This is a genomic window from Noviherbaspirillum saxi (assembly GCF_003591035.1).
Taxonomy (GTDB): Bacteria; Pseudomonadota; Gammaproteobacteria; order Burkholderiales; family Burkholderiaceae_D; genus Noviherbaspirillum; species Noviherbaspirillum saxi.
In genome coordinates, this window is the sequence record NZ_QYUO01000001.1 from 408890 (window position 1) to 432923 (window position 24034).

Annotated in this window: 22 protein-coding genes; 9 read left to right on the forward strand and 13 right to left on the reverse strand. The window is 59.2% G+C overall.

Going from position 1 to position 24034, the window contains the following annotated elements; translation table 11 throughout:
- The first annotated feature begins 65 nt into the window (after positions 1–65).
- Positions 66–1196, forward strand: a complete 1131-nt coding sequence (locus D3871_RS02025; RefSeq protein ID WP_158597857.1) for a GNAT family N-acetyltransferase — start codon at positions 66–68, stop codon at positions 1194–1196.
- 6 nt (positions 1197–1202) lie between these two features.
- On the opposite strand, the gene D3871_RS02030 is transcribed toward D3871_RS02025, so the two are convergent.
- The gene (locus D3871_RS02030; protein WP_119767393.1) at positions 1203–1427 is read right to left on the reverse strand and encodes an EAL domain-containing protein; all 225 of its coding nucleotides are present in this window, start codon (positions 1425–1427) and stop codon (positions 1203–1205) included.
- Between the two features lie 77 nt (positions 1428–1504).
- Between D3871_RS02030 and D3871_RS02035 the strand changes: the two genes are divergently transcribed.
- Positions 1505–1867, forward strand: coding sequence for a DUF1304 domain-containing protein (locus D3871_RS02035; protein ID WP_119767394.1), 363 nt, complete (start codon positions 1505–1507; stop codon positions 1865–1867).
- A gap of 16 nt (positions 1868–1883) precedes the next feature.
- On the opposite strand, the gene D3871_RS02040 is transcribed toward D3871_RS02035, so the two are convergent.
- The 6 genes from D3871_RS02040 to D3871_RS02065 form a co-directional block, all read right to left on the reverse strand.
- Positions 1884–2720: an alpha/beta fold hydrolase gene (locus tag D3871_RS02040; RefSeq protein ID WP_119767395.1), complete on the reverse strand. Its 837-nt coding sequence runs from the start codon at positions 2718–2720 to the stop codon at positions 1884–1886.
- The gene (locus D3871_RS02045) at positions 2717–3775 is read right to left on the reverse strand and encodes a branched-chain amino acid ABC transporter permease (protein ID WP_119767396.1); all 1059 of its coding nucleotides are present in this window, start codon (positions 3773–3775) and stop codon (positions 2717–2719) included. The genes D3871_RS02040 and D3871_RS02045 overlap by 4 nt, the downstream gene beginning before the upstream one ends.
- A gap of 7 nt (positions 3776–3782) precedes the next feature.
- The gene (locus D3871_RS02050) at positions 3783–4838 is read right to left on the reverse strand and encodes a branched-chain amino acid ABC transporter permease (RefSeq protein ID WP_119767397.1); all 1056 of its coding nucleotides are present in this window, start codon (positions 4836–4838) and stop codon (positions 3783–3785) included.
- 9 nt (positions 4839–4847) lie between these two features.
- The gene (locus tag D3871_RS02055) at positions 4848–5585 is read right to left on the reverse strand and encodes an ABC transporter ATP-binding protein (protein ID WP_119767398.1); all 738 of its coding nucleotides are present in this window, start codon (positions 5583–5585) and stop codon (positions 4848–4850) included.
- Positions 5582–6340 (reverse strand): ABC transporter ATP-binding protein, encoded by a 759-nt coding sequence (locus tag D3871_RS02060; protein WP_119769825.1) that lies wholly within the window; start codon positions 6338–6340, stop codon positions 5582–5584. Before D3871_RS02060 ends, D3871_RS02055 begins: the two co-directional genes overlap by 4 nt.
- 286 nt (positions 6341–6626) lie before the next feature.
- Complete coding sequence (locus D3871_RS02065) at positions 6627–7799, reverse strand: substrate-binding domain-containing protein (RefSeq protein ID WP_119767399.1); 1173 nt, start codon at positions 7797–7799, stop codon at positions 6627–6629.
- A gap of 208 nt (positions 7800–8007) precedes the next feature.
- Between D3871_RS02065 and D3871_RS02070 the strand changes: the two genes are divergently transcribed.
- From D3871_RS02070 to D3871_RS02080, 3 genes are all read left to right on the forward strand, one after another.
- On the forward strand, positions 8008–9489 hold the full coding sequence (locus D3871_RS02070) for a DNA-3-methyladenine glycosylase 2 (RefSeq protein ID WP_119767400.1): 1482 nt from the start codon (positions 8008–8010) through the stop codon (positions 9487–9489).
- 2 nt (positions 9490–9491) lie between these two features.
- A complete protein-coding gene (locus D3871_RS02075) occupies positions 9492–10007 on the forward strand; it encodes a methylated-DNA--[protein]-cysteine S-methyltransferase (RefSeq protein ID WP_119767401.1) in 516 nt (171 codons plus the stop codon).
- A 193-nt stretch (positions 10008–10200) separates the two neighbouring features.
- Positions 10201–10383, forward strand: coding sequence for a hypothetical protein (locus D3871_RS02080; RefSeq protein ID WP_147376734.1), 183 nt, complete (start codon positions 10201–10203; stop codon positions 10381–10383).
- Positions 10384–10752: 369 nt separating this feature from the next.
- On the opposite strand, the gene D3871_RS02085 is transcribed toward D3871_RS02080, so the two are convergent.
- Positions 10753–10971 (reverse strand): glycine zipper 2TM domain-containing protein, encoded by a 219-nt coding sequence (locus tag D3871_RS02085; RefSeq protein WP_119767403.1) that lies wholly within the window; start codon positions 10969–10971, stop codon positions 10753–10755.
- A 181-nt stretch (positions 10972–11152) separates the two neighbouring features.
- Here D3871_RS02085 and D3871_RS02090 point away from each other — a divergent pair, with 181 nt between their 5' ends.
- Positions 11153–11560, forward strand: coding sequence for a GFA family protein (locus tag D3871_RS02090; protein WP_119769826.1), 408 nt, complete (start codon positions 11153–11155; stop codon positions 11558–11560).
- 141 nt (positions 11561–11701) lie between these two features.
- Here the strand turns inward: D3871_RS02090 and D3871_RS02095 are convergent, their stop codons facing one another.
- The 4 genes from D3871_RS02095 to D3871_RS02110 form a co-directional block, all read right to left on the reverse strand.
- Positions 11702–14338 carry a DNA topoisomerase III gene (locus D3871_RS02095; RefSeq protein ID WP_119767404.1) on the reverse strand — a complete coding sequence of 879 codons (2637 nt, stop codon included), beginning with the start codon at positions 14336–14338 and terminating at the stop codon, positions 11702–11704.
- A 228-nt stretch (positions 14339–14566) separates the two neighbouring features.
- Complete coding sequence (locus tag D3871_RS02100) at positions 14567–15046, reverse strand: Smg family protein (protein WP_119767405.1); 480 nt, start codon at positions 15044–15046, stop codon at positions 14567–14569.
- Between the two features lie 209 nt (positions 15047–15255).
- The gene (dprA, locus tag D3871_RS02105; protein ID WP_119767406.1) at positions 15256–16368 is read right to left on the reverse strand and encodes a DNA-processing protein DprA; all 1113 of its coding nucleotides are present in this window, start codon (positions 16366–16368) and stop codon (positions 15256–15258) included.
- A 12-nt stretch (positions 16369–16380) separates the two neighbouring features.
- Complete coding sequence (locus D3871_RS02110; RefSeq protein WP_119767407.1) at positions 16381–17499, reverse strand: LysM peptidoglycan-binding domain-containing protein; 1119 nt, start codon at positions 17497–17499, stop codon at positions 16381–16383.
- Between the two features lie 191 nt (positions 17500–17690).
- On the opposite strand from D3871_RS02110, the gene def reads away from it, so the two are divergent.
- Both def and fmt read left to right on the forward strand, forming a co-directional pair.
- On the forward strand, positions 17691–18227 hold the full coding sequence (gene def, locus D3871_RS02115) for a peptide deformylase (protein WP_119767408.1): 537 nt from the start codon (positions 17691–17693) through the stop codon (positions 18225–18227).
- Between the two features lie 113 nt (positions 18228–18340).
- Positions 18341–19294 (forward strand): methionyl-tRNA formyltransferase, encoded by a 954-nt coding sequence (fmt, locus tag D3871_RS02120; RefSeq protein ID WP_119767409.1) that lies wholly within the window; start codon positions 18341–18343, stop codon positions 19292–19294.
- Between the two features lie 15 nt (positions 19295–19309).
- Here fmt and D3871_RS02125 read toward each other — a convergent pair whose 3' ends face one another.
- The gene (locus D3871_RS02125; RefSeq protein WP_119769827.1) at positions 19310–19945 is read right to left on the reverse strand and encodes a cysteine hydrolase family protein; all 636 of its coding nucleotides are present in this window, start codon (positions 19943–19945) and stop codon (positions 19310–19312) included.
- Between the two features lie 342 nt (positions 19946–20287).
- Here D3871_RS02125 and metH point away from each other — a divergent pair, with 342 nt between their 5' ends.
- Positions 20288–24031, forward strand: coding sequence for a methionine synthase (gene metH, locus D3871_RS02130; protein ID WP_119767410.1), 3744 nt, complete (start codon positions 20288–20290; stop codon positions 24029–24031).
- Positions 24032–24034 lie beyond the last annotated feature (3 nt).

A 24034-nucleotide genomic window follows, 5' to 3' on the forward strand; every position in this document is an offset into this window, starting at 1 on the left:
TGGCGATTAAAAGACTTGCTTCCTCCTAATATTCCTGCCCGCAAAAAAAGCATATGAATCGGCACATGACACCAAACGATATCAACGACATCACTATTTCCCTGTTTGGCGAAGCTGACGAAGCGATGCCCTCGCTCGAAAACGATCTCGAGAGGCTGTACCAGAGCCTGTATTCCACGCTTGCACATCATCGCGCCTATGGCGGTCTGCAGCCATCGGTGAACACCTATGTCGCTCGCAAGAATGGGAGGCCGCTCGCGATACTGCTGTTACGCAGGGAAAAGGATACGGTGCGTGTGCTCAATGAGCAGATCCGTCTCGATGAAGAAGAGCTGAGCCGCTTCGCCCGCTATATCTTCGATACCTTTGACGACGTCAATGTCATCGTGCTGCATGCGGTCGAAGTACGATTGCAGAGACTGGACTTTCCCTGTCAGCAGTTTCACTGCACCGAAGACATCGTACTTGATCTTCCCGACTCAACCGACGCTTATCGGGGGAGTCTGGGCAAGTCGACGCGCAGCTATATCCAGCGCTATCAAAACAAGCTGCGTCGCGACTTCCCAGGCATGCATTACGCAGTCCATGCCGGAGAAGAAATCGACGAAGCACAAGTGCGCAGCATCATCGAACTTAACCGCGCAAGAATGGCGGACAAGAACCGTACATCGTATATCGACGACCTCGAAGCAGAACGCATCGTGCACTTTGCCAGGAGATATGGCCTCATGAGCGTGATGTCGATTGACGGACGTGTCTGTGCCGGCGCGATCAGCTTTCGCATAGGCGACAATTACTTCCTGAAAGTGATTGCCCATGACCCTGCGTACAACGACTATCGCCTCGGGACCTTATGCTGTTATCTCACGATCTGCGAATGTATTGCGCGCGGCGGCAAGGAATACCATTTTCTATGGGGACGCTATGAATACAAATACCGGCTGCTTGGCGTGCAACGCGATCTCGATCATGTCACGCTTTACCGTTCACATCTGCAGATGGGTTTGAACGGACGACAGGCGCTCGGCAACGCCTGCAAGGGAACGGTGCTGCGTGCGCGAAGCTGGGTGCTGCAGCGCGCGCGCGACAATGACCGGCTCGGCATGGTATTGAAGTCCGTCTTGAGCGGATTGCAGGGTGCGAAGAGCCGGATGAAAACAGCGATCTCGTCGCTCAAGCAAAGTCGTTCGGCTTGAGCCCGGTCATGCCATCAGCACTTTTTCGAATTCTTCCGGTGGCATCGCACGCGAAAACAAAAAGCCTTGACCGTAATCGCAGCCCGCATCGATCAGCGAGGTTTTTTGCGCATCGGTTTCGATGCCATCCGCAATGACTTTCAATCCCGGTTCGTGTGCCATCGCAATGATGGATCGCACGATCGCGCGGTCACCCGGACTGGATTTCTTATCCTGCGTGTTGACTCGCATGTCCGCGAAAGGCGGCCTGCGACGCGCAAGTTGTTGTACCCTGAGTCAATAAATCAATTAAAAAAACGGAGACCCTGATGCGGCCACTGGCGAATATCCTGATCGGCGTGGTGTTGCTCATTCACGTGTACATCTTCCTGCTCGAAACCGTACTGTTCCGCACCCGCGGGCGCAAGGTGTTCGGGTTGCGCGCCGAACAGGTGGAAGTCATGGCGCCTGCAATGTCGAATCAGGGCTGTTATAACGGTTTTCTGGCGGCCGCACTGGCGGTTGCCCTACTGCATCCGGATCCGGCGATTGCAAAGGCGTTTGCGGTGTTTGGCTTGCTGTGCGTCGCCGTCGCCGGTGTGTGGGGCGCGGTCACCGTGCAGCGACGCATTCTGTTCGTGCAGACGGTGCCGGCCCTGCTTGCTTTGGCGGTCTTGTTGCTTGCACAGTAAGAGCACCACCGGCGGCTTATTTTTTCAGGAAGTCCCGAATCAGACCGATCTGTTCCGGCACGTTCAATGCGGGCGCATGTCCGCAGCCGGGAATGACTTCCAGTTGTGCGCGCGGGCCGCGCCGGGTCATTTCTTCGGCGGTGTCCTGCAGCAGCAGGTCGGAATCGATCCCACGCATCACCATGGTCGGCATGGTCAGCGTGTCGTAGGCATCCCACAAGTCATAATCCTGCGGATGGACGATGAATTGCCGCACCATCGCCGGATCGTAATGCGGCGTAATCTTCCCGTTCGGCATGCGGCGCGCTGAAGTCTCGACCATGCGCCGCCACTGCGCATCGCTTTGCCAGCCATAGGGCTTGTAGACGGTGCGCAGGAAATCCTCGAATTCGGTCACGGTGTCGAACTGCGGCGGATTGCCGGCATAGGCCTTGATCCGCTCGATCGCAGCTGCGGCCAGCGCAGGTCCGTTATCGTTCAACACCAGATGGCTGATGCGCCCCTTGAGCGTGGTCGCCGCTGCCACCGTTCCGATCGCGCCGCCCATCGACGTGCCGACCCAGCGCACGCTGGCAAAACCGAGCCGGTCGACCAGTTCGGCCGCAAGGCGTGCATAGAATGCCAGGCAATATTCATTGTCGGGATCGGGACTCCATTGCGAATAGCCGCGTCCCAGCGTGTCCGGGCAAATGATGTGATAACGGTCGGCCAGCGCTTCGGCCAACTCATCGAAGTCGCGCCCGGTGCGCGCCAGCCCATGCCACATGATGATCGGCGGCTGGCCGCGCGTACCCCACTCGAGATAGTGGATTTCGCGGCGGCAGCACAATGCGTAATGCGAAATAGGTTTCATTGGCGCTCCCGCAGTTTGCCGACGATACCGGTCGGGAAAAAATACACAGACAGGATGAACAGGATGCCCAGCCACAAGAGCCAGCGATCCGGCGACAGCAGTGCCGACAGCAGCGGGATAGCCTGAGTCGCATTCGCACCGAGCGCCATCAAGTCTTGCAGATAGCTTTGCGCAAGCAGGAAAGCGGTGGCGCCGAATACTGCACCATACATGGTACCCATGCCGCCGATCACAACGATCAACAAAATATCGATCATGATTTCGAACGATAGCGAGGTATCGGGCCCGTTATAGCGTAGCCAGATCGCCAGCAGACAACCGGCCAGCGTCGCAAACACCGCTGCCAGTACATTGGACCAGGTGCGGTAGACGACGGTGCGGTAACCGATGGCTTCAGCCCGGAAGTCGTTTTCGCGGATGGCTTGCAGCACGCGGCCGAACGGCGAGTTGACGATACGCAGCATCGCCAGGAACAGCACTAACGCGCTGAAGAACACGATGTAATACGTCAGGAACTTGCCGTCCAGCGAAGCCCCGAGGACAGGGTTTTCACTGAGTTGGAACGAAGGCGCCAGTACGTCCGGCAACTTGAAGTTCAAGCCATCCTCACCGCCGGTGATTTCGGACAATTGCGAGGCCAGTGTCTGGAATGCCGATGCGACCGCCAGCGTGATCATCGCGTAAAAGATCGCGCGCACCCGCAGCGAAAACAGGCCGATCACCAGCGACAGCACCAGCGACAGCACGACTGCGCCGAGCGCACCGGCGGCCAGGCTGCTCCAGCCTGGCCCCATGCGTGTGCTGGCAATCGCGATGCCATAAGCGCCGATGCCGAAGAACATCGTATGCGCGAACGAGACGATGCCGGTATAGCCAAGCAGCAAATCGTAGCTGGCCACCAGCACGATGAAGATCAGGATCTTGGCAGCGACATTGAGCGACTTTGCACCTGGGAAAATGAAAGGCGCGAAGGCCAAGCCCAGCACGATCACGGTCAGGATTACCGCCAGCACGCGGCTGCGTGGCAAGTCATGGGAGAGTAGACGGGAAATCATCGTGGCCTTACCTGTTGGTTACCGGATAGACGCCCTGCGGACGCCACAGCAGGATGGCGACCATCAGGAGGATGTTGGAAAACAGCGCGACTTTCGGCGCGAGAAAACCGGTGTAGTTGGCCAGCAGGCCGACCAGCAGCGCACCGAGAAAACAGCCGCCGGTCGACCCCAGGCCACCGATGATGATCACGATGAAGATCAGCACATTGACTTGCGCGCCCATCTGCGGGATCACGTTTTGCTGATACAGGCCCCACATCACGCCACCCAGGCCAGCCAGCGCCGAACCGGCGATGAAGACGCCGACGAACAGGCGGCGAATGCGGTAGCCGAGGCTTTCGACCATTTCGCGGTCTTGCACGCCGGCGCGAATCAGCAAGCCGAGCTTGGTGCGGTTGAGCACCAGCACCAGCGTCGCGAACACGACCAGACCGACGACCACGGCGATCAGGCGGTATTTTTCAATCGCCGCATCGCCCAGCAGCACCGAACCGCGCAATGCGGCCGGCAAGGGCAGCGGAATCTGCGCCGGTCCCCAGACCACCTTGATCAATTCCTCGCCGACCACCATGCCGCCCATCGTGATCAGGATCTGCTTGAGGTGCTGTCCATACACCACGCGCACCAGCACACGCTCGAATACCGCGCCGAGCACGCCGGCGACCAGCATCGCGACCAGCATCGCCGCGCCCAGCGCGCCCAGGTTCAGCGCAAGACTGTCGGCAGTGGTCCAGTCGGACATCGCGCCCATCACCGATACCGCGACGAAGGCGCCGAGTGCGATGAACACGCCGTGACCAAAATTGAGCACATCCATCAGGCCGAAGATCAGCGTCAGTCCCGATGCAATGATGAAGATGATCATGCCCATCGCCAGTCCGGCGGCGGTCAGCGTGATCCAGGTCGGCGCCGAGCCGATGAAGGGCAGGGCCGCGAAAGCAAGCGCGGGGACCAGGGCCAGCGGCGCCCAGTCGATCTGGCTGGCCGGCTTCGGCGCGGCAGGCGCAGCGTCGACGGCTGCGACTGCGGCGGGCGCGGTCGTGATTGTGGAAGTCTGTTCCATCGTCATTCCTTAGTGATGAGCGGCAAGCGACAGGCCGAGCAGACGCGTCTGCAAGTCTTCGTTTTCCGCCAGTTCGGCCATCTGCCCGCGATGCACGATCTTGCCGTCGTCCATCACCGCCACGGTATCGCCCAGCTGTTTGGCAAAGTTGAAGTTCTGCTCCACCAGCAGGATCGTGGTATCGGTCTGCTTCAATTCGCGGAAGGCGGCAATCATGTTGGCGATGATCGCCGGCGCCAGGCCTTTGCTCGGCTCGTCGATCAGCAGCAGCTTGCGCGGCTCGACAATGGCGCGCGATACCGCCAGCATTTGCTTTTGTCCGCCCGATAGCTTGCCGGCCGGATGCAGCCAGAATTTTTTCATTGCCGGAAACAGGTCAAAGATCCATTCCAGCCGTTTCGTGTCGATGTCGTCGACGCTGCGCGCCGCGCGCGCAGCCAGCAGCATGTTTTCCTTGACCGACAGGTCGGCGAAGATGCCCATGTTTTCCGGCACGTAGGCGATGCCGAGTTGCGAGATATCGGGCGTGGCGCCGGCGGTGATGTCCTTGCCATCGAAATGGATGCGGCCTTGCGATGCATGCCACAAACCCATGATGGTGCGCAGCGACGTGGTCTTGCCCGCGCCATTGCGGCCGAGCAGCATCGTCAGTTGTCCGCGCGGCACTTCCAGATCGACGCCGTGCAGGATGTGATAGGCGCCGATATGCGTATGCACGCCTTCGAGTGTCAACAGCGGGGCTGTCATGCGGCTTCCTCCACCGGCGCCAGGCCGAGATAAGCTTGTTGTACCACCGGTGAAGAAATCACCGACTCCGGATCGCCATCCGCCATCAGCGTGCCGTTGTGCAGCACGATGATGCGGTCGGCCAGTTCGCGCACCACGTCCATCTTGTGCTCGACCAGCAGGATGGTCTTGTCGCGCCGCGCCTTCAATGCGCGGATCAGATCGAGAATGACCGGCACTTCATCGACGCTCATGCCGGCGGTCGGTTCATCGAACATGTAGACCTCGGGGTCGAGCGCCATCAGCAGGCCGACTTCCAGCTTGCGCTGGTCGCCGTGCGGCAACGCGGCCGCCTTCACATCGCGTTTGGCCAGCAGTGCGACGCTGTCGAGCAATTGCTCGGCGCGTTCGATCAGCGCGCGATGGTGATTCCAGACATTCCACATGTCCAGTCCGACGCGCTGGCGCGATTGCAGCGCGAGTCGCACGTTTTCCATGACGCTCAGGTTGGGAAACAGGCTGGTGAGCTGAAATGCGCGACCGAGGCCGGCATGGGTGCGCGCCGACGCGGTCAGTGCGGATATGCTGTGCCCGTTCAGCAATACGTCACCCGCGCTCGGTTTCAGCTGGCCGGAGATCAGGTTGAAGTAAGTGGTTTTGCCGGCGCCGTTCGGACCGACGATCGCGGTCAGCGTGCCGGGTGCGAAGGTGCAGGACACGGCGTTGACAGCGACATGGCCGCCGAAGCGGATAGTCAGGTCGCGGGTTTCAAGCAGCCCGGCGTGTGAAGTCGGAGATGGGGAAGACATCGATGCTCCAGTGGTCGAGCATGCACCTGCGTGCTTCCCCCTAACTGGGGGAAGGTTGGGATGGGGCGGCCCGCGTAGGGGTAGGGAGTACGAGTCGACGCCTGTGCCAGCTCGGAGACTCTACCCCCACCCTACGCCGGGCGCCCCTACCCCTCCCCCTGCACGGGGGAGGGGACAGGCAGGTGGGCTGCTAACAGATAGGTTGCTGCGATAACGCCGAGGCTCCGACAGCTGCTGAAGCCTCATATGCCGATCAACGCTTGTTCTTGACCGGAATATTCATCTCTTCGGCCTTGATCTCGCGTACCAGTTCCGGCACACCCCATGGGAAGGCCGGATCGACCTTGATCTTGAAGTGGTACATGGACTGCATCGCCTGGTGATCTTCCTTGCGGAAGGTCATCTTGCCCTTCGGCGATTCGAAGCTCATGCCTTCCATCGTCGAGATCAGCTTTTCGGTATTGGCGTCGCCGCCGGTTTTCTTCAAGGCTTCCACCAGTGCGATGCCGGCCGACATGCCGCCCGCGGTAAAGAAGTCAGGCGGATTCTTATAGCGCTTGTAATGCTCGGCCACCAGCCAGTTGTTGGCTGGATTCTTTGGGATGCCGAAATAGTAGTAGGTCGCGCCTTCCATGCCCGGGAAGTTCTTGTAGGAAGCCATGGCCGGCAGGATATTGCCGCCGGTGGCGATTTCGATGCCGTAACGCTTGGGATCGAGGTCGGCGATCTTGAATGGATTGCCGGCGCCGGCCCAGATGATGAAGATGACCTTGCGGCCCGGCTTGTCCTTCAGCGCATCGAACAGGCGCTGGGCACCGGCGGTGAAGTCGGTGGTATTGGTCGGCAGATATTCTTCATGCACGATCTTGGCTTTTTTCAGTGCATCCTTGAAGGCCTTGACGCCGTCGCGACCGAACGCGTAATCCTGCGCCAGCGTGGCGACAGTGACGCCTTCCTTGTCGAGCGCTACCGCATTCGAGATCGCATCCTGCGAAGAATTGCGGCCGGTGCGGAAAATGTAGCGGTTCCATTTGTCGCCCGTGATCGCATCGGCGACCGCCGGTTCGACCAGCAGGATCTTCTTGTATTCCTCGGCGATCGGCAGCATTGCGAGCGCCACGCCGGAACCGGTCGGGCCGACCGCGATATCGGCCTTGTCGTCGGCGTAGGCGGCGGCCAGCTGCGACTTCGCGACGTCGGGCTTGCCTTGCGTATCTTTTTCGATCACCACCAGCTTGTTGCCATTGACGGTCATGGTGCCGCCGGTCGCGTAATCGAGACCCATCATCAACCCGATCTGCGTCTGCTTTGCATACGCTTCAAGCGGACCGGTCTTGTCATACACGTGGGCGATCTTGATGTCTTTGGCGTGGAGTGCTGTAGTGCAGCAAAGAGCGGCGACTGCCGCAAGCAGATGGTGTCTCATGTTCACGTCCTCTTCTGGGTTGTTTTTGGCTGCCGACTTCGCGTCAGGCCACTCACTGTGCCATGGACGGATTCGGGCTTCAAGCAGATTACTCCAAGGCGTGTTCACCGGAAAGTAGTAGAACTACGGTGACTTAAGGTGTCGCGCCGCTATGAATGATGTCCGAAAACGGCTAGACGCTGTTTGAGCCCGCGCGTATAACGTCGACATGGATACCGCAACTGTTTTACCCCAGGACCACGATAAGCAGCTCGACGATGCAAGCTGCTATCGCGCGCTGGCCGCCAAGGACACGCGTTTCGACGGCGTGTTCTTTACCGGCGTCACCACCACCGGCGTGTATTGCCGGCCAGTGTGCACGGTGAAAACGCCGCGCCCCTCGTCGTGCCGCTTCTTCAGCAGTGCGGCGGCGGCCGAGGCGGCAGGCTTCAGGCCTTGCCTGCGCTGCCGTCCGGAACTTGCGCCTTATGCGCTGCAGCAAAACCTTGCGCATGCGGTATGGCAGCGCATCGCCGGTGGCGCACTCAACGATGGTGATGTCGAGCGCCTGGCGGCCGACGTCGGCCTGTCATCACGTCAGCTGCGGCGGGTACTGCTGCAGCATTTCGGCGTAACGCCGGTCGAACTGGCGCAGACGCAAAGGCTGCTGTTCGCCAAAAAGCTGCTGCAGGAAACCCAAATGCCGATGGCGGAAGTTGCTTTTGCTGCAGGCTTTGGCAGCGTTCGGCGTTTCAATGCCTTGTTCGCGCTGCGCTACGGCATTGCGCCCGGTACGATCCGGCGCGCCGCTCCCGGGCCGACGACCACGCCTGATGCACTGACATTGCGCCTGGCTTACCGGCCGCCATTCCAGTGGGAGCATATGCTGCGTTATCTGGCGGGACGCGCGACAGCCGGCGCGGAAAGCGTGGAGGCCGATGGCGGCGGTGCGTATCTGCGCGGCATACGTCTTGAGCAAGCGAGTGGCTGGCTGCGGGTCACCCACATGCCTTCGCGCCATCAGCTCTTGCTGGAAGTCGCACCATCACTGTCGACGGTATTGATGCCTTTGCTGGACCGGGTGCGCAAGCTGTTCGATCTCGATGCCAATCCCGCGCTCATCGAATCGCATCTGATGCAGGACCCGCTGATCGCGTCACGCATCAGTGCCATGCCGGGGCTACGTGTGCCGGGCGCTTTCGATGCATTCGAATTGGCGGTACGGGCCGTGCTGGGACAACAGGTCAGCGTTGCCGGTGCCACCACCTTATCGGGACGGCTGGTGCAGCGCTTCGGCACGGCGATGCCGACGCCATTCGTCAAAGTGACGCATCTGTTTCCCTTGCCCGAAGCGCTGGCGGCAGCCGACGTCAATGCAATCGCCGCCATCGGCTTGCCGCAGACCCGTGCGCAGACCATCCTCAACCTTGCGCAGTTCGCCGTCGCCGGCGGCCTGCGCATGCCGCCCGGCCTGCCGCTGGAAGACGCAGTGGCGCGATTGAGAACAGTGCGCGGCATCGGTGACTGGACCGCGCACTATATCGCGCTGCGGGCATTGCGCTTTCCGGACGCTTTTCCGGCCGGCGATCTGGGCTTGCAAAAAGCCGCGGCAGAAAACAACGGCCGCCTGACCGACAAACAACTCGCCGCACGCGCAGCCGCTTGGTCGCCATGGCGTGGCTATGCGGCGCTGGCTTTATGGATGGGGTAATCATGACTTGCTACACCGAATATCACAGCCCTTTGGGCATCTTGCTCCTTGCGGCTACTGAACGCGGCCTTTCCGGCTTGTACTTTGAAGAGCATAGATACTTCAAGGGAACACGTGACTGGCGACGCGACGCTACGCATCCGCATCTGATGCGTACGATGGCGCAGTTGGATGAGTATTTTGCGGGACGACGACGCGTGTTTGATGTGCCGCTCGATATGGCGGGCACGCCATTCCAGGGGGCAGTATGGAATGCGCTGATGTCGCTGCCCTATGGCAGCACCTCAACCTATCAGGCAATCGCCCAGCGCATTGCCAACCCGAAGGCGATACGGGCGGCAGGCACCGCAATCGGACGCAATCCCGTATCGATCATCGTACCTTGTCACAGAGTGTTGGGGGTGTCCGGCGCCTTGTCCGGTTATGCAGGCGGGGTGGAACGCAAAAGCTTTCTGCTTGAACTCGAAAGCAGCAGTCACGGCAAGCAAGCGCTTTTGCAGGGAATGATTGCAGGCTAGATTGAGTCTGCCCTAAAGGATGGCTGTGCCATGTGAAACGTCGGGATGCAGCAGTGTGCGGTGCATCGAAAGAAGCCAGTCGGCCAACCTTCGCGCGTAGATCCCGGATGAACCGGCACACCGCTGTCGGATCGATTACTTCGCGCCTGTGCCGCCGCTGGCGCCAGTACCTGCGCCTACGCCGGTGGTACCCGTGGTACCTGCACCGGAAGTGCCGGGAGTGGTCGTCGTGCTGGCGCCTTCAGCCGAACTTGGAGCGGGCATGCTGCTGCTCGAACCGCCGGAGGAAGGTGTGCCTGACGAGGAAGGCATTCCAGACGAGGAAGGGCTGCTTGGGCTGGTAGTGGAAGCGCCGCTGGTGCCACTGGTGCCGTAGCTGCCGGAACCTCCGGAACTGCCAGTGCTGGACCTCATGCCGGTGCCCGAGGTGCCGCATGCGCTCAATACCAATGCGCATACCAGAGGGATAGTCCATTTCATCATAAGAATTCTCCTTAAGAATCGAGCAGTTACCAGCGTCAACTGGCAAACTTGCTCATGCCAAAATGGCACGCTGCGACTGTGTAGAATCTATCAACACTCGAAAGTTCCGGCGGAAGCATTTGGTTACACACGGGAGGGAAGACGCAAAGGGGGAGTGCCGCGCACTTGCGGCAAAAATCCAGCTGATTCCGGTCACCAAGAAAGGTCAAGAGTTCGTGGCTGGAAAGAGATAGCGCGGATGAAGGTCCGCGCCAGGGCAAATTTACTTCTTCGATACTTCGTTGCCGACCAGGCCGCCGACTGCAGCGCCGCCGATCGTGCCAAGCGTGCTGCCGCCCGTAACTGCATTGCCGGCGACACCGCCAAGTACCGCACCGGTACCTACGCCGACTTGTTGCCGGGTTGGCGTTCCACAAGCTGACAATGCGGATACAAGAGTAAGCGCGCTCACTATCGAGATCAAAGTACGTTGAATCATCATACCCTCCGGAACATTGGTATTCACGTTTCCGGCAAGCCGGAAAAAAACGCGTTATGCGTTTTGCAAAAGTTCGACCGTTGCGTTACGGTGCTAGTTCCGACCTGGCATTTTCAGGAAACATAAGCCCATGCCGCCGCTGTACGGTGCGGCGCAACAATGCGATTGCGAAAGGAGAATGAACATGATCCATGGAAGCTGCATGTGCGGCGGAGTGCATTATGAATACACCGGCCATCTCGGCACCATGACGGTGTGCCATTGCAGTGACTGCCGGAGGGCGCAAGGCTCCAGTGGTGTGGTCGCTGCGCCGATAGATCGTCATCTGTTTCGCTGGACGGCAGGTGAAGATTTGATTGCGGAGTACGAATCGTCGCCGGGAAAGAAGCGCGCATTTTGCCGGCGCTGCGGCGCACCGTTGTATTCGCGTCGCGACGACGCGCCGGACATACTTAGGCTACGCATGGGATCTATCGATACGCAGATCGAAGCAACACCGGTAGCGCATATCTATACGGTGGACATCCCGCCATGGGCCGACTTCCATGACGAGTTGCCGCGTTATGACACGCATGAACATGGTCGTTATTGATACCAATCCCAGTCCATAGCACGACATCAACGAATGATATTCACGCTATTCGCAGCATGAAAAAAAGCGGCTTTCGAAAATCGAAAGCCGCCTGGATTTGCCTACTGCGTGCGTACTGCGCGATGTGTCTGATCTACGCCGTTATGCCGCTTTCTTTGTAGCGGCCTTTTTGGCGACGGCTTTCTTCGCTCCGGTCTTGGCTGCGGCCGTTTTCGTTGCAGCCGTCTTGGTCGCCACCGCTTTCTTTGGCGCTTCTTCGGCATCTTCCTTCTCCGCCGCCTTGCCCTTGGCCGGTGCCTTGGCCTTGCGCTCTTCGAACTCGAAGCCGACCTTGCCGTTCTTGTCCTTTACCAGGAAGGCCTTGAACGGCCGGCGCGTGCGCTGCGAAATAAAGCCGGGCAAAAGATCGGTCTTGCCGTCATTGAGCAGCTTGGCCATCTGCTCGGGCAGGATTTCCTGCTGCAGGATGATGCGTCCGCTGCGGAAGTCGCACTCTTTCGGTTTGGCGACCGTCTTTTCGCAGACGTAAGCCAGTCCCATTTCGTACACGCCGCTGGCGCATTTCGGGCATGGACCGAGCGGCGTCTGTTCCGAAAAATCGACGCCTTCGCCATCTTCGCCTTCATCCTGGTTTTGTCCGAAATCGAATTCCAGCTTGAAGTTGTTGATGTCTTCATCCCGCGCGATCTTCAGGATCGCGGCGAACGGACGGCCCATCTTGGAACGGAATCCTTGCAGCGGACCGATCTCGCGCTTTTCGAGCAATTCCTCGACTTCCGCGATTTCAAATTGCCGGCTGCCCGGGATCTTGCTCATCGAGAATTCGCACTTGGTGCAGGCGAAGCGGCGATAATTTTCCTTCACCACGCCGCCGCAATTCGGGCAGGGTGTCTTCAAGGTCGCATAGTCGCCGGGGATAGTGTCGTTGTTGTATTCCTTCGCCCGCTTGACGATCACTTGCGTCATCTGCGCGATCTCGCGCATGAACTCTTCACGGCTGATCTTGCCGCGCTCCATCTGCGACAGCTTGTACTCCCAGCCGCCGGTCAGTTCCGGCGCGGTCAGCTCATTGACGCCGAGTCCGCGCAGCAGTGTCATCAGCTGGAATGCCTTTGCGGTGGGAATGATTTCCCGGCCTTCGCGCAGCAGGTATTTTTCATTGAGCAAGCCTTCGATGATCGCCGCCCGCGTCGCCGGCGTCCCGAGTCCCTTGCCGGCCATCGCTTCGCGCAGGTCTTCATCATCGAGCAGCTTGCCGGCGCCTTCCATTGCCGACAGCAGCGTCGCTTCCGAATACCGCGCAGGCGGTTTCGTCACCAGGCCGTTGGCGACGACTTTCTCGGTCTTGACCTTTTCATCCTTGGCGACCGGAACCAGCGTGCCGGCATTTTCCTTGTCGTCGTCGTTCGCCGCTTCCTTGCCATAGATCGCCAGCCAACCGGGGTTGGTCATGACCTTGCCTTCAGTCTTGAACTGGTGGCCCGAAACTTCGGTATAGCGCGTCGTGACCTGGAATTCGGCCGCCGGGAAAAACACCGCCATGAAGCGGCGCGTAACCAGGTCGTACAGTTTCTGTTCCGGCTCCGACAGGTTCCTTGGTGCCTGCGTGGTCGGGATGATCGCGAAGTGGTCGCTGATCTTGCTGTTGTCAAAGATGCGCTTGTTCGGCTTGACCCAGCTCTTGTTCAGGATCTGCGACGCAAACTGCTGGTAGTTATGATTTTCCGATACCGTTTCCAGCGTCTGCTTGACGGTGCTGAGGTAATCCTCCGGCAGGTGGCGCGAATCGGTACGCGGATAGGTCAGCACCTTGTGCTTTTCATACAGCGCCTGCGCCAGGCCGAGCGTGTTCTTTGCCGAGAAGCCGAAGCGGGCATTGGCTTCGCGCTGCAGGCTGGTCAAGTCGAACAGTGCCGGCGCAATCTGGGTTGCCGGCTTCGATTCCTCGGTCACCGTACCCTGCTTGCTGCGGCATGCGGCTACGATCGATTCGGCGGCAGCCTTGCTCCACAATCGTTCGGCGCGTTTTTCGGGATCGGTTTCATCCTTCTTGAATTTCGTGTCCAGCCAGCGGCCTTCATAGATGCCGGCCGCGCAGATGAATTCGGCGCGCACTTCCCAATAGTCGCGCGGCACGAATTTCTTGATCTTTTCTTCCCGCTCGACCACGATCGACAAGGTCGGCGTCTGCACGCGCCCGACGGTGGTCAGGTAGAAACCGCCTTCCTTGGAATTGAAGGCCGTCATGGCGCGCGTGCCGTTGATGCCGATCAGCCAGTCGGCTTCGCTGCGGCAGCGCGCGGCATCGGCCAATGGCAGCATTTCGCGATCTTCGCGCAGACGGGCGAAGCCGTCGCGGATGGCACCCTGCGTCATCGATTGCAGCCACAGGCGCTTGAGCGGCTGCTTGGCTTTTGCGTACTGGACGATCAGGCGGAAAATCAGCTCCCCTTCGCGGCCCGCGTCGCAGGCATTGATGAGGGCGCCGACGTCCTTGCGCTTGAGCAGCTTGGTGAGCACCTTGAGGCGCGATTCGGTCTTCGGAATCGGATTGAGGGCGAAATGCGGCGGGATCATCGGCAAATGGGTAAAGGTCCATTTGCCGCGTTTGACGTCGTATTCTTCGGGTACCGCGATTTCGACCAGATGGCCGACCGCGGACGACAGCACGTATTCGTCGGATTCGAAGTACTCATCGTGCTTTGTAAAGCCGCCGAGCGCCTTCGCGATATCGTTCGCGACAGAGGGCTTCTCTGCGATGATGAGGGTCTTGGTCATAAGCGTGTTCTCTTTATAGAGCAGGCGCGGTAACGCGTGGAAGGCAGCCGGTAGGACTTGCTTGAGTGCAATCCCTACTAATATAGCAACTTATCGGGTGAATTAGCGGCCAATGATAAGCGCGTTGCGGGAGAAACCGCAAGCGAGGACAAATGCGAGTGCCCGCTGTGTCCCGGTAAGGCATCCCGGCAACAGCGGGCAGGTGGTATAGATAAGGGCCTGACGCGGCTAGTGCAAGAGGCGCGGTTCTGCGTCTTCGTCGTCGGAAAACAATTCATCAAAGATCAAGCCATCCGGTTCCTTGCCTTGGCTCCAGAGAACCATGAGCACGATTACCTTGATCTTGTCGAGCGACACCTGCGAATCATCACTTGCTGCCAGTGCACGTTCAATGATGATTTCGCGCTGAATCGAGTCGATGACCTTGGCCGATTCCAGAAATTGCAAAAAGCCTATGGTTTCGGTGCCGAGCACATCCATTTCCTGTTGTGCATAGATACGTATGCCAAAGGAAAAGGCGGTTTGTTGCGGGTAGCGATCTGAAAATTCGCTGGTTGCTTCAGCGAGGTCGGTAAGCCAGCCCAGTGCCTTGGAAATCTCTTCTTCCTCGAAGCCGACAGCCGACAATTTCTTGGTCAGGGCTTCCGAGTCCGGGCAGGCGTCGGGGCGGTAATAAGTTTCGTAGAGGTAAACGAGAACGTCGAACATGATTTCACTGTACCGTTAAGGCTAAGGTCCAATTTTCCGGACAGTAACCAGGTTGCGAATAAATGACACTCTCGAGTGCATCTTTTCTTGCATGAAGACACCTGAAGCCAAGAAAAGAGGTGCCATGCCTGCGACAGTACAAAAAATATTGCAGTCTTACAGGTACAGCATATCTTAAAACAGAAAATGCCGACAGCAGGTTTTTGGTATCAGGATGTTGCCAATCGACGGATCATGCCACCTGGAAGTGTTTCCACGCGGCCATCCAATTCATAGGCCAGCAATTGTGCACTCAAGTCGGCAATGCCGATCTTGCAACGCTCTGCAAGCGCGTCGATGTGGACCGGATCATACCCCAACGCGGAAAGTAGTGCGCAGCCGCTGCCATCTTCGCTGGTTTCCTGCCGGGGCGCAGGCGTCAGTCGGGTTGAAAGCTCGCCAAGCTCTTCCAGAATATGCTGGGCCGAATCGACCAGCTTTGCGCCTTGCCGGATCAGCAGATGGCAACCCTTGGACAAGGGCGAATGAATCGATCCCGGAATCGCGAATACATCGCGGCCCTGTTCGGCTGCCATGCGCGCGGTGATGAGCGAGCCCGATTGCGCGGCTGCTTCGATCACCAGCACGCCACGCGACAATCCGGAAATGATGCGGTTGCGGCGGGGGAAGTGCGACGCCGCCGGGCCAGCGCCAAGCGGATACTCGCTGACGATGCAGCCCGAGTCGGCGATCCGGTGCGCCAGTTCATGATTCCTGGCCGGGTAAACCGAATCCGCTCCGGTACCGATGACCGCAACGGTAGACCCGGTTCCGCGCAGCCCGCCGCAATGCGCCGCCGTGTCGATGCCGAGCGCCAGACCCGATACCACCGTCAGTCCGGCCTGGCTGAGGGCTTCGGAAAATTTTTCCGCATTCAGGATGCCTTGCCTGGTCGCGTTGCGGCTGCCGACGACAGCGATGGAAGTCGCGGCGAGCAATTCGTGCCGCCCTTTTATATAGAGCAGCAGCGGCGGGTCGGGGATGTTGAGAAGATGGCGCGGATAGTCGTCATCCGCCAGTGTGACGATCCGGTTGCCGGGGCATGCCGCCCATGCCAGCGTCTTGTCGATCCGGGCGCGCGTGGCATCGGAAAGCGGCAGCAGCAGTGCGCGCGCGACCCGTTCGGATGCGACGGAGGCAAGCGCGTGAAAATCGGTGTTGAAGATATTGTCGGGCAGCCCGAACGCAGCCAATAGCCTGTGTCCGGTGTCAACTCCTACACCAGCGGTCTGCTCGAAGCGTATCCACTGCGCAATGTCCTGCGCCCGATCCGATTGCGTCATGCGAGCCTTGCGTTATTCCGGCGAACGCGCCACATCGCCTATCTGAACCGTGTCAGTGACTTGCATGACCAATCCGTAGGAGATGTTGTCGAACACGCGGAAGATGAACAGGTTGCCGTAGCGGTTGTCCGGAAGCTTGACCTTGGCCTTGCCCCATGATCCGACCGAAAAGAAACCGCGGTCTTCGGTGCGGTCCGGGACCAGTTGGCCGAAACGATAAAGCTCGAGTACGGTGCCTAGGTCGAGTCCATCCTTGCTGCCGCGATTGACGCTAACGATCTGGTTCTGACCCGCCTGCGACACGCCGCCGTAGACTGACATGATGCGCGCATCGACCGGCTTTTCGGGCGGATGCGGCATGTAATTAAGAATAGGGGTGGGCGGCACCGGCAGCAGGCGGTCGCCCACCGCCATTTCTTCCTTGACGGTCACGACGCGGAACACATGCGCTTCATTGGCGACCTTTGCTTCGCGTTCCAGCTTTACGGTGCCCAGGTAGGCGGCTTCATAGCCCATGACTTTGCCGCTCTCCGGATCTTTGAGCGGTGTGCCCGGTCGAAATACCTGGAAAGAGGTGCCGGACTTCAGGTCGCCGCGCACATAGGCCTTGTCATTCTTGCCGAGGATGACGCGCCCTTCGTCGGTCGCCATGATGCGCGGGCCGGTCTTGAGTTCGCCTTCGGAGACGACCAGCGGTTGCGACAGGAAGGGCTCGATCATGTTGGATGGAATTGCCGGCACCGCATTCTGGCCAAGGCCTTCGGTACGCAATTGCGGCGACAGTTTCACCGTCGGTATGCCCGCGCGATCGCTGGCGGAACCGACTGCATTGCCAAGATGAAGACGTCCGGTGGCGCGGTCGAGGTAGACGACCTGGCCTGGATAGATCCAGTGCGGATTGCGTATCTGGTCCCGGTTCAGGCCCCAGACTTGAGGCCAGCACCAGGGATGCTGCAGGAATTTGCCCGAAATGTCCCACAGAGTGTCGCCGCGTACCACCGTATGCTGGTCGGGCGCACTCGGCAGAAATGCACAGCGCGGAGAGATCTTGGCTTCCTCGCCATCCGCCGCATAGCTGGTGGCAGCCGATGCCAGCGCGAGGAAAAGGGCTGCTGTGCTAAACTTTTTCATATATATGTCCGGTGAAAGTGGCCAAGTCGACCCCATCATCTACTGCAGCGAAGTTTACTGCAGCGTATTGTCAACGTGTAAAGAATTCCTGAGACAAAACTTGCCAAATTGAATCAAATTCTGCACATAAATCCTTGAACTAGCAAGAGAAACGACTCGCCGACAAGGTGTGGTTGTTGCGCAAAAGCCGTATGTCCCTATTGAATATTCTTCGTTATCCTGATCCGCGTTTGCACAAGATCGCCAAGCCGGTCGCCATCTTTGACGAGCGCCTGAAAAAACTGGCCGCGGACATGGCGGAAACCATGTATGCCGCTCCCGGGGTAGGCCTTGCCGCGACCCAGATCGACGTGCATGAACAATTGATCGTCATCGATACTTCTGAAACGCACGATCAATTGCGCGTATTTATCAATCCCGAAATCGTTTGGACCAGTGAGGAGCGCCAGGTGTATGACGAAGGCTGCCTGTCCGTACCCGGCGTTTATGACGGGGTCGAACGGCCGGCCCGCGTGAAGGTGAAGGCGCTGGACCTGGAGGGCAAGCCTTTCGAGGTCGAAGCCGACGGTTTGCTCGCGGTATGTATCCAGCATGAAATGGATCACCTGAAGGGCAAGGTATTCGTCGAGTATCTGTCACCGCTCAAGCGCAACCGCATCAAGACCAGGCTGCTGAAGGAAGAGCGCGAGCTGAGCAAGGAAAGGAAAAAGGCCGTCGCGGCGCGCTGATCGGCATCGGGAACGTTCGCGGCAACCGTGTCCTCGGCTTGGCCAGGACCGGAAGCTACCGGGCAAAGCCTTTATACTTCGCGCAATTCCTTCCAACCTGACCTGCCGTTTCCATGAAGATCATCTTTGCCGGTACTCCCGAATTCGCTGCAGTTGCCTTGGAAGCCCTGTGCCAAGCCGGCTTTGACGTTCCATTGGTATTGACGCAGCCGGACCGTCCGGCCGGACGTGGCATGCAATTGCAGGCTTCGCCGGTCAAGCAGTTCGCTATGGAACGCAATATTCCTTTGGCCCAGCCCCAGTCGCTGCGGCTCGATGGCAAATACCCGGCCGTCGCGGAAGAGGCGCATGCGCTGCTGCATGCGACACCGCACGATGCAATGGTGGTTGCCGCTTACGGACTCATCCTGCCGCGCAGCGTGCTCGATATTCCAGCGCACGGCTGCATCAATATCCATGCATCGCTATTGCCGCGCTGGCGTGGTGCGGCACCGATTCATCGTGCGATCGAAGCAGGCGACCAGGAAACCGGCGTGACCATCATGCAGATGGAAGAGGGGCTGGATACCGGGCCGATGCTGCTCAAGGAAAGCCTGAGCGTCGCCGGCGATGATACGACCGGCACGCTGCACGACAAGCTGGCCGCACTCGGCGGTCGCCTGATCGTCGAAGCGCTGCGCAGACTGGAACAGGGGCAGTTACAGGCGATCGCCCAACCCGAGCAGGGCACGACCTATGCGGCAAAAATCGCAAAGGATGAAGCTGCGCTGGATCTGACGCAATCGGCCAGCGTCCTGCACAGAAAAATCCGCGCATTCAATCCCTTTCCCGGCGCGGCCGCAATGTTTAACGGCACTCCCGTCAAGCTATGGCGAGCCGAGCCGGCCTCCATATCAACTGGCGCCACATCGGGGCAGGTGCTGGCGGCCAATGCCCGGGATGGTGTGGTGATTGCCTGCGGCGAAGGCGCGTTGCGCGTGCATGAACTGCAGAAGCCGGGAGGCAAACGCTTGCCGGCTGCCGAATTCCTCAAAGGCTTTCCGCTCGAAGGCGGGCGCTTCGATTGACAACTCGGGCATTGATTACGCAGCCGCAACCGAACCGGGCGCTACCGGCAGCGCGAGCACGCTATCTGTCGGCACCACTTCACCGAAGGCATCGCTGATTTCAGTCAGGGCCGCGCGGTGCAGTTCGGCGTGACCGATAATGCCGCCATCCCAAGCCTCGATATCCCTTGTCGCACAGGCGTCGCCCGCGACCAGCACTTGGTAACCGAGCGGCTTGGCGTCGCGCGCGGTGGTGGAAATGCACATATGCGTCATCAGCCCGCACAGGACCAGGGTTTTGATCCCGCGCGCCTGCAGGCGCTGATGCAGATCGGTGCTGGCAAAACTGCTTGCAGTGGTTTTTTGCACCAGCAAATGTTGTGGCCGAGGTGCCATGTCTGCGTGGAAGGCTGCGCGGTCGCTGTCCTTGGGAAACAACGCCCCGCCGGCCGGCCCCAGGTGCTGTACATGGATGACCGCAATACCATGGCGGTCGCCGAAATCGACCAGTTGTCGGGCCCGGGACATCGCGGCTTTCCCGTCAGGGATGGGCAGGCGGCCACCATCGAAGTATTCCATCTGAAAATCGATAACGATCAAAGCGGTGGTAGCTGCAGCCAGTTGATCAGTCGAAGGCACTCCGGAAATGGTGCGCATGGTGGGATGGAACATGATGGCTCCTTGTCGAAAAGTGAAGGTCATGCCATCGTATTGGCGATCTGATTGCTTGCCAATCTGCCAAAACGCACATAATTTGTGCAGAAATCGCACAAATAGTGACGCTTTGTCTTGTCCGCCAGCATGTTGTTACCTTGGCGTTAAGAAAGGTGCTGTCGATAGCCGCTTACCCAAGGTATTGATTTCACGTATAATTTTTTCTGCGCCGATTTGATTGGAAAAGTCAAAACCCAGCTTGCGGGCGCCAGGGTCCAGCCCCATACCAAATGCAGCTAAAGCGGAAAGCCAAACCCGGTCCCGCTTTGCAGGCCGGGTTTTTTGCATTCAAGGGATAACATGAAACGCGACGCCATTTCCTCCACCGAAGCGCTATTGCGCGATCTGCTGTCACAACGCATCCTGATTCTTGATGGGGCGATGGGCACCATGGTCCAGCAATACAAGCTGACCGAGGAAGACTTTCGCGGCACGCGTTTCGCTGATTTTTCAGTGCCCGGCAAAGAGTTGTTCGTCAAGGGCAATAACGATTTGCTGGTGCTGACCCAGCCGCAGATCATTCGCGAGATCCACGAACAATACCTGGCGGCGGGCGCCGACCTGATCGAAACCAATACCTTCGGCGCGACCAGCGTGGCCCAGGATGACTATCACATGGGTCATCTCGCCTATGAAATGAATGTGGAAGCCGCGAAGATCGCGCGCGCAGCCTGCGACAAGTATTCCACAGCCGACAAGCCGCGTTTTGTCGCCGGCGCCCTGGGACCGACTCCGAAAACGGCTTCCATCTCGCCGGATGTGAACGACCCGGCAGCGCGCAACATCACGTTCGACCAGCTGGTCACCACCTACCTGGAACAGACGCGCGGCCTGGTCGACGGCGGCGCCGACGTATTGCTGGTCGAAACCATCTTCGATACCCTCAATTGCAAGGCGGCGCTGTTTGCGATCGACAGCTACTTCGAACAGACCGGCAAGCGCTTGCCTATCATGATTTCCGGCACAGTCACCGACGCTTCCGGCCGCATTTTGTCCGGCCAGACCGTGGCCGCATTCTGGCATTCGGTCCGCCATGCCCGACCGCTGAGCGTCGGCCTCAACTGCGCGCTGGGCGCCGCGCTGATGCGTCCGTATGCCGAAGAACTATCGAAGATTGCGGATACCTTCATTTCGGTGTACCCGAATGCCGGCTTGCCCAATCCCATGGCCGATACCGGTTTCGACGAAACGCCGGATGTCACCTCATCCCTGTTGAAGGAATTTGCCGGCAGCGGCTTCGTCAATATCGCCGGCGGCTGCTGCGGCACCACGCCTGCGCACATCAAGGCGATTGCCGATGCCGTCAGTGCGTTGCCGCCGCGCAAGTTGCCCGAGTCGCCGGTCGCGATGAAGCTGTCGGGCCTCGAACCTTTCTTCGTTGACGACCAATCGCTGTTCGTCAACGTCGGCGAGCGCACCAACGTGACCGGATCGAAGGCGTTCGCGCGCATGATCCTCAACGAGCAATACGACGAGGCGCTGTCCGTGGCGCGCCAGCAAGTGGAAAACGGCGCCCAGATCATCGACATCAACATGGATGAAGCGATGCTCGATTCGGTCGCGGCGATGACGCGCTTTCTCAACCTGATCGCCTCCGAACCAGATATTGCCCGCGTGCCCATCATGATCGATTCGTCGAAATGGTCGGTGATCGAAGCGGGCCTCAAATGCGTGCAGGGCAAGTCGGTCGTCAATTCGATCTCGATGAAGGAAGGCGAGGAAGAGTTTCTGCGCCAGGCCACGCTATGCCGCCGCTATGGCGCCGCCGTCATCGTGATGGCGTTCGATGAAAAGGGCCAGGCCGACACGTTCGAGCGCAAGATCGAAATCTGCGAGCGCGCGTACAAGCTGCTCACGGAGAAAGTAGGTTTTCCGCCGGAAGATATCATCTTCGACCCGAACATCTTCGCGATTGCAACCGGCATCGAAGAGCATAACAATTACGCGGTCGACTTCATCAATGCGACGCGCTGGATCCGCCAGAACCTGCCGCATGCCAAGATCAGCGGCGGCGTGTCCAACGTCAGCTTCAGCTTCCGTGGCAACGACCCGGCGCGCGAAGCCATTCACACGGTCTTCCTGTATCACGCGATCAAGGCCGGCCTGACCATGGGCATCGTCAATGCCGGCATGGTCGGCGTGTATGACGATCTCGGTCCGGAACTGCGCGAGCGGGTGGAAGACGTGGTGCTCAATCGCCGCGACGATGCCACCGAACGCATGATCGAATTCGCCGCGACATTGAAGGCCGGCGGCAAGAAGGAAGAACAGAATCTCGAATGGCGCAACGATCCGGTGGAGAAGCGTCTCGCCCATGCGCTGGTGCATGGCATCACGCAATGGATCGTGGAAGATACCGAACAGGTGCGTGTCAATGTGCTCAATAGCGGCGGCCGGCCGATCAATGTGATCGAAGGCCCGCTGATGGATGGCATGAACATCGTCGGCGACCTGTTTGGCCAGGGCAAGATGTTCCTGCCGCAGGTCGTGAAGTCGGCACGCGTGATGAAGCAGGCAGTGGCCCACCTGATTCCATACATCGAGGAAGAAAAGCGGCTTGAAGAGGAAAGAACTGGCATTGCCGCCAAGCCTAAAGGCAAGATCGTGATTGCCACTGTCAAGGGCGACGTGCACGACATCGGCAAGAACATCGTGTCGGTGGTCCTGCAGTGCAATAACTTTGAAGTGGTGAACATGGGCGTGATGGTGCCGTGTTCCGAAATTTTGGCGAAAGCGAAGGCGGAGAATGCCGACATCATCGGCTTGTCCGGCCTGATCACGCCTTCACTGGAAGAGATGGCTTATGTCGCGAAAGAAATGCAGCGCGATCCGCATTTCCGCATGCTCAAGATTCCGCTGCTGATCGGCGGCGCGACCACCAGTCGCGCACACACCGCCGTCAAAATCGCGCCCAATTATGAAGGGCCGGTGGTCTACGTGCCGGATGCCTCGCGCTCGGTCTCAGTTGCGCAATCGCTGCTGACGCAGGAACAGCGCGACCAGTACGTCGAAGACATCAAGAACGATTACGAGCGCATACGCGAGCAGCATGCGAACAAGAAGGCGGTGCCGATGGTATCGCTGGCCGAGGCGCGGGCGAACAAGACCAAGCTGGATTTTGCGCCGGTCAAACCCAAGTTCATCGGCCGTCGCGTATTCAAGAATGTCGACCTTGGCGCGCTGGCGCAGTACATCGACTGGGGCCCGTTCTTCCAGACCTGGGATCTGGCCGGTCCTTTCCCTGCGATCTTGAAAGACGAAGTCGTCGGCGAGCAAGCCAGCAAGGTGTATGAAGAAGGGCAGGCGATGCTGAAGAAGCTGATCGAAGGTCGCTGGCTGACTGCCAACGGCGTGATCGCATTGCTTCCCGCGAATACGGTCAATGACGACGATATCGAAATCTATACCGACGATACGCGCAGCAAGGTCGCCTTCACTTACTATGGCTTGCGCCAGCAAAGCGCCAAGCCGGTAATCGACGGCGTCGCACGTCCGAATCAATGCCTAGCCGATTTCATCGCGCCGAAGGCATCCGGCGTGGCCGATTACATTGGCTTATTCGCAGTCACGACCGGCATCGGTATTGAAAAACATGAAAAGCGCTTCGAGGATGCGCACGACGATTACAGCAGCATCATGCTGAAGTCGCTGGCCGACCGCTTGGCGGAAGCCTTTGCCGAGCACCTGCATGAACGTGTTCGCAAGGATCTGTGGGGATATGCGGCGGAAGAAAAGCTCAGCAACGAAGAGCTGATCAAGGAAGCCTACCGCGGCGTCCGGCCAGCCCCGGGTTATCCGGCGTGTCCCGAGCATACGGTGAAGGCCGATATGTTCAAGCTGTTGCAAGCCGAAGAGGTCGGCATGCAGATTACTGAATCGTTTGCCATGTTCCCGGGCGCTGCCGTGTCCGGCTTCTATTTCGCCCATCCCGAGTCCAAGTATTTTGTGGTCGGCAAGATAGGCGAAGACCAGGTCAATGACATGGCGGCGCGGCGCGACGTGAGCAAGGATGAGCTGGAGCGCTGGCTGGCGCCTAATCTGTAATTC

Coding starts and splice junctions, on each gene's coding strand:
- D3871_RS02025 (WP_158597857.1), top strand. CDS start 66: ATGACACCAAACGATATCAACGACATCACTATTTCCCTGTTTGGCGAA.
- D3871_RS02030 (WP_119767393.1), bottom strand. CDS start 1,427: ATGCGAGTCAACACGCAGGATAAGAAATCCAGTCCGGGTGACCGCGCG.
- D3871_RS02035 (WP_119767394.1), top strand. CDS start 1,505: ATGCGGCCACTGGCGAATATCCTGATCGGCGTGGTGTTGCTCATTCAC.
- D3871_RS02040 (WP_119767395.1), bottom strand. CDS start 2,720: ATGAAACCTATTTCGCATTACGCATTGTGCTGCCGCCGCGAAATCCAC.
- D3871_RS02045 (WP_119767396.1), bottom strand. CDS start 3,775: ATGATTTCCCGTCTACTCTCCCATGACTTGCCACGCAGCCGCGTGCTG.
- D3871_RS02050 (WP_119767397.1), bottom strand. CDS start 4,838: ATGGAACAGACTTCCACAATCACGACCGCGCCCGCCGCAGTCGCAGCC.
- D3871_RS02055 (WP_119767398.1), bottom strand. CDS start 5,585: ATGACAGCCCCGCTGTTGACACTCGAAGGCGTGCATACGCATATCGGC.
- D3871_RS02065 (WP_119767399.1), bottom strand. CDS start 7,799: ATGAGACACCATCTGCTTGCGGCAGTCGCCGCTCTTTGCTGCACTACA.
- D3871_RS02070 (WP_119767400.1), top strand. CDS start 8,008: ATGGATACCGCAACTGTTTTACCCCAGGACCACGATAAGCAGCTCGAC.
- D3871_RS02075 (WP_119767401.1), top strand. CDS start 9,492: ATGACTTGCTACACCGAATATCACAGCCCTTTGGGCATCTTGCTCCTT.
- D3871_RS02085 (WP_119767403.1), bottom strand. CDS start 10,971: ATGATGATTCAACGTACTTTGATCTCGATAGTGAGCGCGCTTACTCTT.
- D3871_RS02090 (WP_119769826.1), top strand. CDS start 11,153: ATGATCCATGGAAGCTGCATGTGCGGCGGAGTGCATTATGAATACACC.
- D3871_RS02095 (WP_119767404.1), bottom strand. CDS start 14,338: ATGACCAAGACCCTCATCATCGCAGAGAAGCCCTCTGTCGCGAACGAT.
- D3871_RS02100 (WP_119767405.1), bottom strand. CDS start 15,046: ATGTTCGACGTTCTCGTTTACCTCTACGAAACTTATTACCGCCCCGAC.
- dprA (WP_119767406.1), bottom strand. CDS start 16,368: ATGACGCAATCGGATCGGGCGCAGGACATTGCGCAGTGGATACGCTTC.
- D3871_RS02110 (WP_119767407.1), bottom strand. CDS start 17,499: ATGAAAAAGTTTAGCACAGCAGCCCTTTTCCTCGCGCTGGCATCGGCT.
- def (WP_119767408.1), top strand. CDS start 17,691: ATGTCCCTATTGAATATTCTTCGTTATCCTGATCCGCGTTTGCACAAG.
- fmt (WP_119767409.1), top strand. CDS start 18,341: ATGAAGATCATCTTTGCCGGTACTCCCGAATTCGCTGCAGTTGCCTTG.
- D3871_RS02125 (WP_119769827.1), bottom strand. CDS start 19,945: ATGTTCCATCCCACCATGCGCACCATTTCCGGAGTGCCTTCGACTGAT.
- metH (WP_119767410.1), top strand. CDS start 20,288: ATGAAACGCGACGCCATTTCCTCCACCGAAGCGCTATTGCGCGATCTG.